This is a genomic window from Roseivirga thermotolerans (assembly GCF_014653175.1).
Taxonomy (GTDB): domain Bacteria; phylum Bacteroidota; class Bacteroidia; order Cytophagales; family Cyclobacteriaceae; genus Roseivirga; species Roseivirga thermotolerans.
This window is the reverse complement of sequence record NZ_BNAG01000002.1, coordinates 373989-386784: the sequence shown is the minus strand read 5'-3', so window position 1 is coordinate 386784 and position 12796 is coordinate 373989. Positions and strand designations below refer to the sequence as shown.

The window sequence follows — 12796 nt, the reverse complement described above, 5'->3', positions numbered from 1 at the left end:
GGCAGCCTATCCAAATCACAGTGATTTTGGCCTGGGTGAAATATGTCTTTTGCAAAATAAGATCGGGAAGAATATGACTTGACAATTCCGTATACACGGCATTGAAAAGCCCGGTCTGCATAAGGCCGGGCTTTTTTTATTGTCGGGATAGCCAAGTGGCAAGGCTTCAGTCTGCAAAACTGACATCACCGGTTCGAATCCGGTTCCCGACTCAAAACGGCCCATAGCTCAACAGGTCAGAGTGCCAGTCTTATAAGCTGGTGGTTCGGGGTTCAAGTCCCCGTGGGCCGACAAATGATACCGTAGTTCAGTGGCAGTAATAGATCACTGATGATGAAGACGCCCCTTCCTCTTTCCCCTTACCAAGGGGAAATGTCCGCAGGACAAAGGGGTCAAGAAGCTAAAGGAGAGGCAGAACGAGCGTCTCCTCAACTTGGAGAGAGCCTGCCTGCCGCAGGCAGGGTTAAAGCCCTCAAGCAGTCTTTCGTTCGGACTGTGATGTTTGAAAAAGCTCCAATGCAAATAGCAGGTCGTTGAACCGGAATATTGGTTGAGTGCCAATTGGAAGGAACAATGACCTCAATGGAAATGCGATAACGAGGGAGAGTTATGCTGGTCTGTAAAACCAGTGCCTCAGGCTGAGTAGGTTCGAATCCTACCATTTCCACGGGATAAATCAGGTAGAAGACCTGATGAGGGTTTCTGTATAACCCCATAGTACCGAGCCGGTAGGCCACGGTATCCTACTTAGCTTGATGTTTCCCACGCTTGTAGTCGGAGGTTCGACTCCTCCTCTCTCCCGATAGCTATCGGGAAGGGATAGTTCAGTGGTTAGAACAGCAAGACCAATCGTGTGGGTTCGAGTCCCACTTCTAGTCAAGTGACTGGAATGGCGAAATTGGCAGACGCAATAGATTTGGTTTCTATCGATCAGAAGTTCATCGGGTCTTCTTTAAAAACCGATGCCAATACTGAAAGGAAGATTCAGTTTGCCCCTTACCTACTTCGGTAGATGAGGAAAGTTTTGAAAAAGCCAAGGTGGATTAGGATATCGCCCGATGCAAGATTTGACTTCTGCTGTCACAGGAAGACGTTGCGAACTTCAGTTCCAAGCAAATTCCCCTGACTCTAGAACTCACTTCTGAATTCAGACTCAATAAACACCTCGCTTTGGATAGATGGCAAACTGTTCAACCTTTCATAAAACGAAACTATTTGGCCAATAGCGATAAATAAATGTTTAACCGAGGGAAACCTCACAACCATTGTAAAAATGAAAAGAATACGAATCAACGATGGAAAAGTCGGTTTGGTTTTCAGAAATGGAGATTACCGCAAAGTGATCACTGCAGGTACTACTTGGTTATCGCTAGCGGACACTGTAATGGTTTACAACCTTACCGATCAGTTCTACTCTTCTAAAAACTTAAACATCCTTTTGAAGGATGAAGCCTTGGCTGCAATGCTTGAAGTGGTAGACGTGAAAGACAATGAGATTGTCATTCAATATGCTGACGGCAAGTTCAAACAAGTTTTGACGGTAGGAAAATATGCTTTCTGGAAAGGTTTGGTGGAATACACTTTCACCAGAGTAGACCTAAGCGATTTCAACATCACTCAAGACATTAGCAAAGCTGTGCTTACCAGCACCGATTTGCTAAGATACATCAGAGTTTACGTAGTTGAATCTTACGAAAGAGGACTCTTAATGATAGATGGAAAGTTGAAAAAAGCGCTTGATAAAGGCACTTACTACTTCTGGAAAAACACCACCGCATTGAGCGTTTTGAAGGCCGATATGAGACACCTTCAAATGGAAGTTTCAGGTCAGGAAATCTTGACCAAAGACAAAGCCGGCCTGAGAATTAACTTCAACTGCCAGTACAAAGTAGTCGATTTGGTGAAATACCTGATCGACAACAAAGACGCTGATAAGCAGCTATATGTGCTGATGCAGCTGGCATTGAGAGAATACATTGGCAACTACACGCTTGATGAATTGCTGGAACAAAAATCTGCCATTGCAGACTATGTGAAAGAGGTTCTGAAGAGCAAAGCCGATACACTGGGAATTGAAATCAGGGATAGTGGTGTCAAGGATATCATTCTTTCCGGTGAATTGAGAAACATCATGAACCAGGTATTGGTGGCTCAGAAACAAGCGCAGGCCAACGTGATTACCAGAAGAGAAGAAACAGCTTCCACAAGAAGCTTGCTGAACACTGCCAAATTGATGGAAAACAACGAAATGTTGTTCAAGTTGAAAGAGATGGAATACATTGAAAGAATTGCAGATAAGATCAACAACATCTCTCTGTCTGGTGGTAACCAGGTGGTAGATCAATTGAAGGAGATTTTCTCCAGGTAGTTGGTCAACTTTAGACGAACCTAATTAGTATGTCATTCCCGTGAAAACGGGAATCTCTAGAACATTGAGATCCCCGCATACGCGGGGATGACGTACCAAAAAGGGCATCTTAAGAACATGAAACAGTTACATAAAAACGAGGAATGCTCTCGCCATGTACCTCTTGAACAATCACCCTGAATTTATTTCAGGGTCTGTCAATCCAAGCAGATTCTGAAACAAGTTCAGAATGACGAGGTTCAAAAGCCAAAAGCTCGGGTATTCCTCCCAAACGAAAATGGACATTTACGAAGAATACATAGAAAGTATTATTCAGATGGCAGATCAAGCTATAGATAATGGCCAAGATGATGAGGCCAAAAGATGGTTTGAGAGAGGATTGTGTGAAGAACCTGGTAGTGCCAAACTTCATTTTAGAATGGCTTGCCTACTTCAATACGGCCTTGATGATAAAGCGGGAGCTGAACAGCATTATTTGCTGGCAATAAAATTTAAGCCAGATTACAGAAATGCATACGACAACCTGGCACAGCTCTATCTGGATAATGAGAAGTACCCGGGTCTGGAAAACCTTATGCTAAAGGCCATCAAGGTGGAAGGCTTTAATAAAACCTTTGCTTATGAAAACCTAGGCAAGGCAGCAGAGGCTCAGGGTCAGTTTAAGAAGGCTATTGCCTTATACCGAAAAGGCATGATGCAAGCCCTTGACAACTACGATGTGGACGACTTGAAAGACCACATCAAGCGAAATAAGTATAAACGATTGAAGAAACGTTGGAAATTATGGCAACGAGAAAATTAAGCGGAAAAGACCTGAGAAAGCTCGGATTCCCTGAAGGTAGAGCCATTGGCGAAGCCATCAAGGCCATGGATGAGCATTACAAGGGCAAATCCATACTGCATAAAAAAGCCATGTTGAAAAAGGTGGTCGAAAACCCAGGTCTTTATTTAAAACACGAGGCTTGGGGTCCGGTAGCGATGGCCCTGATCATCAAAACTGAGCACAATGAAACACTGGCTTTGAGGGAAAAGCGCATACCATATCATATATATGGGGCAGACGGCATTGAGCAAGGAGCAATCAACCAAATGGAGATTGCCATGAAATTGCCGGTGACTAAATACGGTGCACTGATGCCCGATGCACACCAGGGCTACGGACTGCCAATTGGCGGTGTATTGGCTACTGAAAATGCAGTGATCCCTTATGGAGTTGGAGTAGACATTGGCTGCAGAATGTGCATGACCATGTATGACATCCCTCTTGCTTTTGTCCATCAGAACACTGATGAGTTGAAAGACATGCTAATGGAGAACACCAAATTCGGTCAGGCGGTATTTAAAAGGCCAAAAGACCATGAGGTGTTAGATAGAGGACTGTTCAATGAAATCAACATCTTGAAATCGTTGAAAGACACGGCCTGGAAGCAAATTGGATCTTCCGGAGGTGGCAACCACTTTGTGGAGTTCGGTATTACTGAAATCCACTCGGAGATCAATGAATTCAACCTGCCGGTTGGCAAGTATCTGTCGGTACTCTCCCATTCGGGATCGAGGGGACTTGGTGCGAATATCGCGAGACATTACACCAAGCTGGCCATGGATATGACCAAGTTACCGGGAGAAGCCAAACATCTGGCCTGGTTGGATTTAGACACTGAAGCGGGTCAGGAATACTGGCAAGCCATGAATTTGGCAGGTGACTATGCCTCGGCATGCCACCACCAAATCCACGATAGGCTCGCTGCGGCCCTGGGTGAGCAACCATTGGCACTAATCGAAAACCACCACAACTTTGCCTGGAAAGAGCGAGATGCAGATGGAAACGAGATCATTGTGCATAGAAAAGGTGCTACCCCTGCAGGCGAAGGGGTGTTGGGAATAATTCCTGGCTCAATGACTTCACCAGGCTTTATTGTAAAAGGCAAGGGGAATGTGGATTCCATCAATTCGGCTTCTCATGGAGCAGGAAGGGTACTTTCCAGAACCAAAGCCAAGCAGACACTCTCTAAAAAGGAAGTGAAGAAGCACATCAAAAAGGCCGGAGTGACTTTGATCGGTTCCGGTTTGGACGAAGCCCCTCAGGTGTATAAGAACATTCATGAAGTAATGGCCAAGCAAACCGACCTGATTGATGTACTAGGCACTTTCGAACCCAAGGTGGTTAGAATGTGTGGCGATGAAAGGTTTGGGGAAGTAGATTAACATCTTATGATTTGGGCATTGATTATTGAATCATTTTTCAGTTATCTTTGCCCTCCCTTGCGCACGTGGCGAAATTGGTAGACGCGCTGTCTTCAGGCGGCAGTGCCTTCGGGCATGGAGGTTCGACTCCTCTCGTGCGCACTTAAAACCCGGAAATTCCGGGTTTTTCCTTTTATGGTGGCAAGGCCCTTAAATGCCCTTGTGATACTTCCTAACTATTTATATCGGCCCGACCATCTGCAGTGGTCTAACCAACCATTTACCTCTTACTAATCTTGTTTCCGGAAATCTCTCTCTGAAGACTACTTTTAAATTTATCGGAGGCTTGCAAAGCGGTATGCTTGGTCTTTCGCCCTTGAACTCTGGCTCTCCACATCCGAAAAGAACTCGCTTTCATCTCATTGCGCATTAAGGCAATCACCTCTTTTTCCGTCAATCCAAATTGATGCTCAATGGCCTCAAAGGGTGTGCAGTCTTCCCAGGCCATTTCTATTACTCTGTCAATTTCTTGTTCTTTCAAATTACCATTATCAGTCATGCCTATATAATTCGGTAACTCAATAAATGTTCAAAAAAAAGAACCCTGACGCGTATCGTCAGGGCTTCCAACCATCAACTTACCAATATCACTAAACAATGATATTCAAAATCATCTCGTTCTAAGCCTGAATGCCAGCTTAGAGTACACTCTTAAAAGAGGTTCTCAAAAGCATACTTTACAGTTTGTGACTGTGGCTTGAACAATGCAAAGATGCAACTGATTGTAAGCGGGTTCGCCAACTTAGATTACCTCGCGAACTGATCATTGTCATTTTTTTGCCGTTTAACACTTTTCAAGAAAATTTTGACATACATTTTTTTGTTATTTGTCACACATAGAATTAGATTCGTAAACGGTGCAAAAGCACCAAACTAAGAACTCAAAATAAAATTATGGCTCAAGTCCTATTGGTGGAAGACCGAGAGAATCTGAGGGAGCTTTTTTCTGAGCTAATTCAGAATTATTGGTTAGAAGAATCGGAATTAATGGTCGAATCGTGCTCGTTCGGTCAACTTCAAAATCAAATGTCATCAAAGGACTTTGATACCTATGTTTTCAATGTTGGCTTCAACAGCTCCGAAAACTATCGTCTGGTCAAACAACTTACTGAGTCTGGAAATTTTGAGAATCGAAAAATCATAGTTTGCTGCGGAATCACTCCTCCTGAAATTCAAAGCAGTGGCACTGCCGACATCCACTACTGCAAAGAAGATCGCTTCGTATCCGATTGTCTACCGCTTATTGTCAACAACCTGAGCGGAAGAATGAGCTAATCATTTGTTCTTTTTGATATTATACCGTTGCTCGTAAAACCGCATTATGGGTTGGAATGGGCCATATTTATGCTGCTCTGCCGGAAAAGTATCAGCCCAGGGTCCATAGGGAGTAGACACAGGCTTTAATTTTACATCGGGAAAATCGGCTTGAGCATTGTGTTTTTGGGGTCTTTCAAAACTATTGATGTAAGCCGCCACATGATAGGCTTCTTCATCGGTAAGCACGGGTTTGTCATAGGTAGCCAGTAAATAAGGCATGTTTGCTTTAATAAACTCAGCAGCGGTAATTACCCGATGCATACCGGCTCCATGATTGTACGAATCGGAGCCCCACAGCGGAGGGTACTGATACATCGTATTCTCACCGGCTCTTATTCCCTGACCATTTTCGCCATGACAAGCCACACAGTAGCGTTTAAAAACAGCTTCTCCGATAGTTAAATCTGCTTTTATCTCCGGTAACTCCAGTGTAGTAAAACCTTTGTATTTTTCTTCTTCTTCCACCGGAACCTCTTCGCTCAACCACTGCATATAAGCCACCATCGCTTTCATTTCTTCACTATCAGCCGGCAATTTTATTCCATTCATGCTACGCTCCATGCAGCCATCAATGCGCTCAAAGAGTGAACCCTCTTTGTTTTCTCTGGCCCTGAACTGAGGAAATCGGTTATATACTCCCACAAAACTCCCTGCTCCGGCTTGGGTACCTGCTTTTAGATGGCAGTTCTGGCAGGTTAGGTTATTTCCGGCAAATCGTTTAGACACATCCTCAGCCAACGGACCTATGAGTTCAGGTGTACGGGTAATAAGGTCATGCCCCAGCCTGATTAACCCGGCATTGGCTTGCTGGTCTGACAGGTCTGTGGCTATATCTCTGGGTCTCCAGGGTTCCGGCTCCACAGCTTTCTCATAGCTTAGCCATGCATCCGCCCACCCCAGCTGAGCCCCCAGAATTCCGGAAAAAGCAACTACCAGCAGTAAGCCGCAAAGCAACAACAACAGACGAATGCGAGCAAAGGCCGTACGGAACTCTTTCATACCCCTGAATTTCAATATTTTAAAATGAGACTCAAAGTGTTAGACCTCAGAAATTATAATTGAAAATAATGTCGGCATGAAAGAAGTCCGCCCGATTAATTAAGACATTATAGTTAGTCTGAATGTCTTCGGCCAGAAAGCGATAAGCAAGGTAAATCTCTGCAGTGATCTTACCATCTCCGGCAATGGGCTGGTAACGCAGGGAAGCGTCCCAGTGTACATGCGATGGTAAAGTATATTTGTTCTTCGGATAGTCGGTAGCCAATGGCATCTTGTTTTTTCCTATAGAAGTAAAGAAGCGATAGAGAGACTTATCCGTTACCCAAGACCTTTGCCACCTAAGCATTATGGCCCAAACATCACTCGCGCCTTCAACCCGGGTTCTGCGTTGAAACGTATAAAACGGCTCTCTCCCCCACTCCCGTGGCAACAGCAGTCGTCCATCCGCACTAATCCGGGATAGGTTCATCTGAAAAACATTTTTTTCCAAATGTTTTTCCAATCTGAGTCCCAGATACAACGCTAAATCATCCCTCTGATAAGTCAGGCTCTCAGCGGCATTGCCTCCATCGCCTAAACGGTTTTGTACTATGGCCATTCCGGAAATGTTTATGGCCGGATCAGCCAAATGGAGCTTAGACTCAGCAATAAAAGTATTGGTAACGTTCGGCACAAAGTAATTCCAAAGATTCATAGAGGCCTTTTCGTTGAGTTGTTGCTGAACATTGGCAATGAGCATTAACCCGGCATCGATCTGCCCTCTGTATTGAGCAGTATTGCCATCAAAGTCCACTCCCGTTGCACCAACACCAATGCTCTCCCCTACCACCTCAAAGGCTCCAGAAAACCGGGGGGCAACCCTCCGGATTATTCCGAGTTGCCACGAGGTAGATTCTGCACTATAGTTTTCATACCAAACACCCTCCATAGTATTGGGAAAGGGCCATGGCTCCGGGTTAATGATGGGCGACTCTTTAGTAAAACGACCCAGCGTAAGAAACTGACTCTTAAACTCTAGTTCGGCATTCAGTACGGGAAGACTAAACTGCGTATTGCCGGACATAAGTCTATCGTTCCAAAGGTTGCCCTCATAAATGGGACCCGATCCGGTTGCAGCATCTACACGCAGCAACCCGTCTTTAAAAGGTATATACACCCCATTGAACTGGACCGAAAACTTTAACCAGGGCTTTGCCTTATAGCTCGCCTTCAGCATACCCTGACCAATCAGAGCATTGAAGTCCGCCAGTTCTCCACGGTTGTGGGTAGATATATAACGGCTACCCAAGACTCCTTTAATTGACAGAGGTGATTTGTTGGTCTCTTTCTGCGCTTTGCCTAAAAAAGGAGTGCTTAAAAGCACCAGTAAAAGAATGAATCGCTTTATCACTAATGTGGAAGTTTATGCTTGATGCGTCCATATACATAGGTTCCTAGCAAACCCGATGCAATGGCTACCAATATAACGAATACACCATTACCAACTAAAATAAACATTGGCCCCGGACAGGCGCCTGTCATGGCCCAGCCCAGCCCAAATATGATTCCGCCAATTAGGTAACGGGCTATTGAAAATTTCTTTGGACTTATAACAATAGGCTCCCCCGACAGGGTTTTCATACGGGTTCGTTTTATGATTTGGGTGATGACGATGCCGAGCACTACGGCAGAACCTATTACCCCATACATGTGAAAAGCCTGGAATTTGAACATTTCATAGATTCTATACCAAGAGATGATTTCTGCCTTAGTGAGGGTAATACCAAAGACAATCCCAAGTACCAGATATTTAAGATATTTCATATGGCAACAGAATTAGAGCGTGAGTAAATGAGGGAGTAAAAGGTGGGTCATAAGTAAGCCACCAATAAAAAAGCCAATCACCGCAACAAGCGAAGCCGGCTGCAAATCACTTAGACCACTAATGGCGTGTCCGCTGGTGCAACCACCGGCATAGCGCGTACCAAAACCGACTAAAAAGCCTCCTACAACAAAAAACACCACTCCTTTTAGCGAGAGTAGCGATTCAAAGCTAAAGAGATCGGCTGGCACAAAACCATTTCCCGGATTATTGATACCCAACGCTTTAAGGTCGGCCACAGTAGCTTCGGAAATAGCCACTGAGGTGTCACTCATTAAGAACTGCGAAGCAACGAACCCTCCCAGTACCGTACCGGCAAGAAAAACGAGGTTCCAGAGCTGCTTGCGCCAATCGAAGGCAAAGAAATCGCACGACTTACCGGCACCGAATACAGAACATATATTTCTAAAATTGGCTGAAAGGCCAAAGCTGTTACCGAAATAAATAAGGGCGAACATGACAAAGGCAATAACCGGCCCGGCCACATACCACGGCCATGGCTGCTTAATAGCTTCTAACATTGTATTGATAAATTAATGGTTGGAAATAGCTGGAAAGAAATTCCGAACAAGGCCGGCCTCTAAAAGAGTTCATGTAAGCAGGCCGGCCTTGAGGGTTTTTGTTATCGGTTTATCTACTTGAGTGTAGAAGGACAGACATAGTCGGTAAGAGGAATACCAACTTCTCTTATGGCCTTTACTCCCCCTTGTACATCAATAATTTTGTCATAGCCACGAGACTTTAGTATCGATGAAAAGATCATGGATCTATAGCCTCCTGCACAATGGATGTAATACTCCGTGTCTTTCTCAATGCGATGCATTTCGTCATTTATAAAGTCTAAAGGAGTGTTTTTAGCCTTCTCAATATGTTCGGCCTCATATTCTCCCGGCTTACGCACGTCCAATACGTTGGCACTACCTTCCTCTAGCTTTTCCTTTAGCACCTCGGCCTTCACTGAGGTGATTGTATCTACCTCTTTACCGGCTTTTTTCCAGGCTTCGATACCTCCTTCAAGGTAACCCAGGGTGTTGTCGTAGCCCACTCGTGACAAACGGGTAACTACCTCTTCTTCACGGCCCTCTTCGGCAATAAAGACAATAGGTTGTTGCAGGTCGGGGATCAGAGCACCCACCCAGGGGGCAAAGCTTCCGTCAACTCCAATAAAGATGGAGTTGGGAATAAAGCCTGAAGCAAACTCCTGAGGTTTACGGGTATCCAATACCAGGGCTCCTTCGTGGTTGGCCATGGCTTCAAAAGTTTCTACATCGAGAGCTACCTTACCTCGCTCTAAAATTTTGTCTACACCATGCGTTTGGGCCGATTTATTCATGGCCACATTCTGGGCAAAATATTGAGGAGGGGGTAAAAGTCCGTCCGTCACCTCTTTAATAAACTCTTCTTTACTCATATCGGCTCTAAGTGCATAATTCACTTTTTTCTGATTCCCGAGACTATCCGTTGTTTCCTTGCTCATGTTCTTTCCGCAGGCGGAGCCGGCACCATGAGCCGGATACACAGTTACATCATCAGGGAGGGTCATTATTTTAGAGCGCAGGCTGTCATACAGCATTCCGGCAAGCATTTCCTGAGTAATATCACCTTTTTGAGCAAGGTCAGGGCGCCCCACATCTCCAATAAAGAGTGTATCTCCACTAAAAAGAGCCTGCTCTTTTCCTTTTTCGTCAATCAACAGAAAGCATGAACTTTCCAGCGTATGACCAGGCGTATGAAGTACTCTGATCTTCACTTTCCCGAGTTGAAACTCTTCTCCATCCGCTGCCTGGTGAATGGCAAATTCCGTAGTGGCTCCGGGACCATACACAATGGTTGCTCCTGTCTTCTGCGCCAGGTCGAGATGCCCCGAAACAAAATCGGCATGAAAATGAGTCTCGAATATGTATTTGATTTTGGCATTATTCTTTTCAGCCATATCCACATAAGGTTGGGTTTCTCTCAGTGGGTCTATAATGGCCACCTCTCCATCGCTTTCAATGTAGTAGGCTCCCTGGGCCAAACATCCGGTGTAAATCTGATCTATCTTCATTGTTCTTTATTATCGTTGTAAACTCAATTTTCAGTTCGTATAGTTCAAAGTAAACATCTTCTACTTTTATCGGTGGTAACTAAAGTTACACTAGGTATTGCGTTGAGTTACCAAGGCCACTTTTTCATTGGCATACTCCCCGGAGAGGCAGTAGTTTACCGCATCGTTGGTGGTCAGAAAAAACACCTCGCTGGCTTCGCCTTCAACCAACCGGTTTCGATAGAAAGTATCTCTTACAGGGCCAATTACCTCTGCATAGAGAATACGTATTCCTTTTTCGGCCAACGAATCCATCAACTCCCTCAACCCGATTACACCAGTGGCATCTACATAGGCCACAGAAGCGGCATCGAGCACCACAAATTTAAGCTTGCCATCTCTTTTATGGACCTCTGCCAGTATTCTATCTTTAATGGTTTGAATGTTGACAAAGGCAAAAGGTGCATCAACCCGCATGACTAACAGTTCAGGCCAGGTTTCCACATCAACAAATCGTTTCACATTTCGGTATTCCTCCAGTCCCTTTACTCTGCCCAACACAGCTATATGGGGATTGGCAGCCTTGAATAAAAGAATGAGGATGGAAAGCACTATGCCAGTAACTATACCGGGAACCATGCTAAATTGGAGGGTGACCAGAAAAGTAGCCAGCAACAATCCAAACTCTATTTTGTTGGTTTTCCACAAAGTTCGGGCATAGCCCAGATCTATAAGCCCAGCCACAGCCACCATTATAATGGAAGCCAAAACTGCATGCGGCAAATGATAAAAGAGTGGGGTAAGAAACAACAGGGTTAGAGCCACTAAAACAGCCGAAATAATGGATGCCATTGGTGTATTGGCCCCTGCCTGATAATTAACAGCCGAACGGGAAAAGCCCCCGGTAACAGGATAACTTTGAAATAGGGACCCCACTATATTGGCCGCCCCCAGAGCAACCAACTCCTGATTGGGTACTACTTTGTAATTCCTTTTTTTAGCTTCTATGGCTTTGGCCACAGAAAAAGCCTCCATAAAGGCCACCACTGCAATGGTAAGCGATAGTGGCAACAACTTTTGAAAAGTCTCCAACGAAAGGTCGGGCATAACCAGGGCCGGCAAACCTTGCGGCACATCTCTTACAATACTCACTCCGCGGCTATCGAGTCCTAAAAGGCTTACCGCGGCAATACCAAGTACCACGGCCAACAATGCCCCCGGCAATTTGGAGCTAATCTTTTTACTGCCTTTTATAAGAAAAATACCCAAAATGCCTATCAGTAAGGTAATACTATGGGTATCGTTGAGTTTTCCTATGGCACTCCATAGTATTTTATATACCTGATTGCTCTTTTCTAACTCTACCCCCAAAATGTATTTGAGTTGGTTGAGCCCTATAATGAGTGCCGCAGCCGAGGTAAAGCCACTAATGACAGGTTTCGACAACAGGTTGGTAATAAACCCCATACGTATAAGCCCCAGCAAAAGCTGGGCAGCTCCCATAAAAAAGGCCAGCATGATGGCATATGTAATATACGCCTCACTGCCTTCAGTGGCCATTACCGATACTCCCGTAGCTACCAACAGTGAATCCATAGCCACCGGAGCAACCGATAGTTGCCTTGAGGTACCAAAAATGGCATAGATGAGTTGAGGCACTACCGAAGCATACAAACCATAGACGGGAGGCAGCCCCGCTATCAAAGCATAGGCCATTCCCTGAGGCACAAGCATAACCCCTACCGTTAAACCTGCAAACAGGTCACCGTTGAACTGCGACTTTTTATAATTGGGTAGCCAGGAAAGTATTGGTAAAAACTGCTTCACTTTATTCTGATTTAGCTGACACAAAAGTAGGCCGGCTCAGAAGCTGTAAAAGTAACTAAAGTTACGGAAGGCAGAAGCTACCATGGCTGGCTACCATTGGGTTTAAGGCTCAACCTAGCATTTTCTCTGCTTTGGAGGTGGCTTTACACGCAAA

Annotated in this window: 12 protein-coding genes and 4 tRNA genes; 9 read left to right on the top strand and 7 right to left on the bottom strand. The window is 45.0% G+C overall.

What is annotated here, in order from left to right; translation table 11 throughout:
* Positions 1-141 precede the first annotated feature (141 nt).
* The 8 genes from IE164_RS07665 to IE164_RS07635 all read left to right on the top strand — a co-directional run bounded on the left by IE164_RS07665 (position 142) and on the right by IE164_RS07635 (position 4714).
* Positions 142-212, top strand: a tRNA-Cys gene (locus tag IE164_RS07665).
* 5 nt (positions 213-217) lie between these two features.
* A tRNA-Ile gene (locus IE164_RS07660) sits at positions 218-291 on the top strand.
* Between the two features lie 293 nt (positions 292-584).
* A tRNA-Tyr gene (locus IE164_RS07655) sits at positions 585-667 on the top strand.
* 222 nt (positions 668-889) lie between these two features.
* Positions 890-1012: a hypothetical protein gene (locus IE164_RS18565; RefSeq protein WP_262891751.1), complete on the top strand. Its 123-nt coding sequence runs from the start codon at positions 890-892 to the stop codon at positions 1010-1012.
* A 261-nt stretch (positions 1013-1273) separates the two neighbouring features.
* Positions 1274-2368, top strand: a complete 1095-nt coding sequence (locus IE164_RS07650; protein ID WP_189629628.1) for a slipin family protein — start codon at positions 1274-1276, stop codon at positions 2366-2368.
* 229 nt (positions 2369-2597) lie between these two features.
* Positions 2598-3170, top strand: coding sequence for a tetratricopeptide repeat protein (locus tag IE164_RS07645; RefSeq protein WP_189629627.1), 573 nt, complete (start codon positions 2598-2600; stop codon positions 3168-3170).
* Positions 3152-4573, top strand: coding sequence for an RtcB family protein (locus IE164_RS07640; RefSeq protein ID WP_189629626.1), 1422 nt, complete (start codon positions 3152-3154; stop codon positions 4571-4573). The genes IE164_RS07645 and IE164_RS07640 overlap by 19 nt, the downstream gene beginning before the upstream one ends.
* Before the next feature lie 59 nt (positions 4574-4632).
* Positions 4633-4714 (top strand) — tRNA-Leu (locus IE164_RS07635).
* Positions 4715-4832: 118 nt separating this feature from the next.
* On the opposite strand, the gene IE164_RS07630 is transcribed toward IE164_RS07635, so the two are convergent.
* The gene (locus IE164_RS07630; protein ID WP_189629625.1) at positions 4833-5111 is read right to left on the bottom strand and encodes a TIGR03643 family protein; all 279 of its coding nucleotides are present in this window, start codon (positions 5109-5111) and stop codon (positions 4833-4835) included.
* A gap of 395 nt (positions 5112-5506) precedes the next feature.
* On the opposite strand from IE164_RS07630, the gene IE164_RS07625 reads away from it, so the two are divergent.
* Positions 5507-5887, top strand: a complete 381-nt coding sequence (locus tag IE164_RS07625; protein WP_189629624.1) for a hypothetical protein — start codon at positions 5507-5509, stop codon at positions 5885-5887.
* On the opposite strand, the gene IE164_RS07620 is transcribed toward IE164_RS07625, so the two are convergent.
* The 6 genes from IE164_RS07620 to IE164_RS07595 all read right to left on the bottom strand — a co-directional run bounded on the left by IE164_RS07620 (position 5888) and on the right by IE164_RS07595 (position 12642).
* Positions 5888-6928, bottom strand: a complete 1041-nt coding sequence (locus IE164_RS07620; protein ID WP_189629623.1) for a c-type cytochrome — start codon at positions 6926-6928, stop codon at positions 5888-5890.
* A gap of 46 nt (positions 6929-6974) precedes the next feature.
* Positions 6975-8318: a hypothetical protein gene (locus IE164_RS07615; protein WP_189629622.1), complete on the bottom strand. Its 1344-nt coding sequence runs from the start codon at positions 8316-8318 to the stop codon at positions 6975-6977.
* Positions 8318-8731, bottom strand: a complete 414-nt coding sequence (locus tag IE164_RS07610) for a YeeE/YedE family protein (protein ID WP_189629621.1) — start codon at positions 8729-8731, stop codon at positions 8318-8320. The genes IE164_RS07615 and IE164_RS07610 overlap by 1 nt, the downstream gene beginning before the upstream one ends.
* 12 nt (positions 8732-8743) lie before the next feature.
* Positions 8744-9310, bottom strand: coding sequence for a YeeE/YedE family protein (locus IE164_RS07605; protein ID WP_189629620.1), 567 nt, complete (start codon positions 9308-9310; stop codon positions 8744-8746).
* 113 nt (positions 9311-9423) lie between these two features.
* Complete coding sequence (locus IE164_RS07600; protein ID WP_189629619.1) at positions 9424-10836, bottom strand: MBL fold metallo-hydrolase; 1413 nt, start codon at positions 10834-10836, stop codon at positions 9424-9426.
* A 90-nt stretch (positions 10837-10926) separates the two neighbouring features.
* On the bottom strand, positions 10927-12642 hold the full coding sequence (locus IE164_RS07595) for a SulP family inorganic anion transporter (protein WP_189629618.1): 1716 nt from the start codon (positions 12640-12642) through the stop codon (positions 10927-10929).
* Between the last annotated feature and the right edge of the window lie 154 nt (positions 12643-12796).

Excerpts from the sequence above, each read along its gene's own strand:
- IE164_RS18565 (WP_262891751.1), top strand. The coding sequence starts at position 890 with ATGGCGAAATTGGCAGACGCAATAGATTTGGTTTCTATCGATCAGAAG.
- IE164_RS07650 (WP_189629628.1), top strand. The coding sequence starts at position 1,274 with ATGAAAAGAATACGAATCAACGATGGAAAAGTCGGTTTGGTTTTCAGA.
- IE164_RS07645 (WP_189629627.1), top strand. The coding sequence starts at position 2,598 with ATGACGAGGTTCAAAAGCCAAAAGCTCGGGTATTCCTCCCAAACGAAA.
- IE164_RS07640 (WP_189629626.1), top strand. The coding sequence starts at position 3,152 with ATGGCAACGAGAAAATTAAGCGGAAAAGACCTGAGAAAGCTCGGATTC.
- IE164_RS07630 (WP_189629625.1), bottom strand. The coding sequence starts at position 5,111 with ATGACTGATAATGGTAATTTGAAAGAACAAGAAATTGACAGAGTAATA.
- IE164_RS07625 (WP_189629624.1), top strand. The coding sequence starts at position 5,507 with ATGGCTCAAGTCCTATTGGTGGAAGACCGAGAGAATCTGAGGGAGCTT.
- IE164_RS07620 (WP_189629623.1), bottom strand. The coding sequence starts at position 6,928 with ATGAAAGAGTTCCGTACGGCCTTTGCTCGCATTCGTCTGTTGTTGTTG.
- IE164_RS07610 (WP_189629621.1), bottom strand. The coding sequence starts at position 8,731 with ATGAAATATCTTAAATATCTGGTACTTGGGATTGTCTTTGGTATTACC.
- IE164_RS07605 (WP_189629620.1), bottom strand. The coding sequence starts at position 9,310 with ATGTTAGAAGCTATTAAGCAGCCATGGCCGTGGTATGTGGCCGGGCCG.
- IE164_RS07600 (WP_189629619.1), bottom strand. The coding sequence starts at position 10,836 with ATGAAGATAGATCAGATTTACACCGGATGTTTGGCCCAGGGAGCCTAC.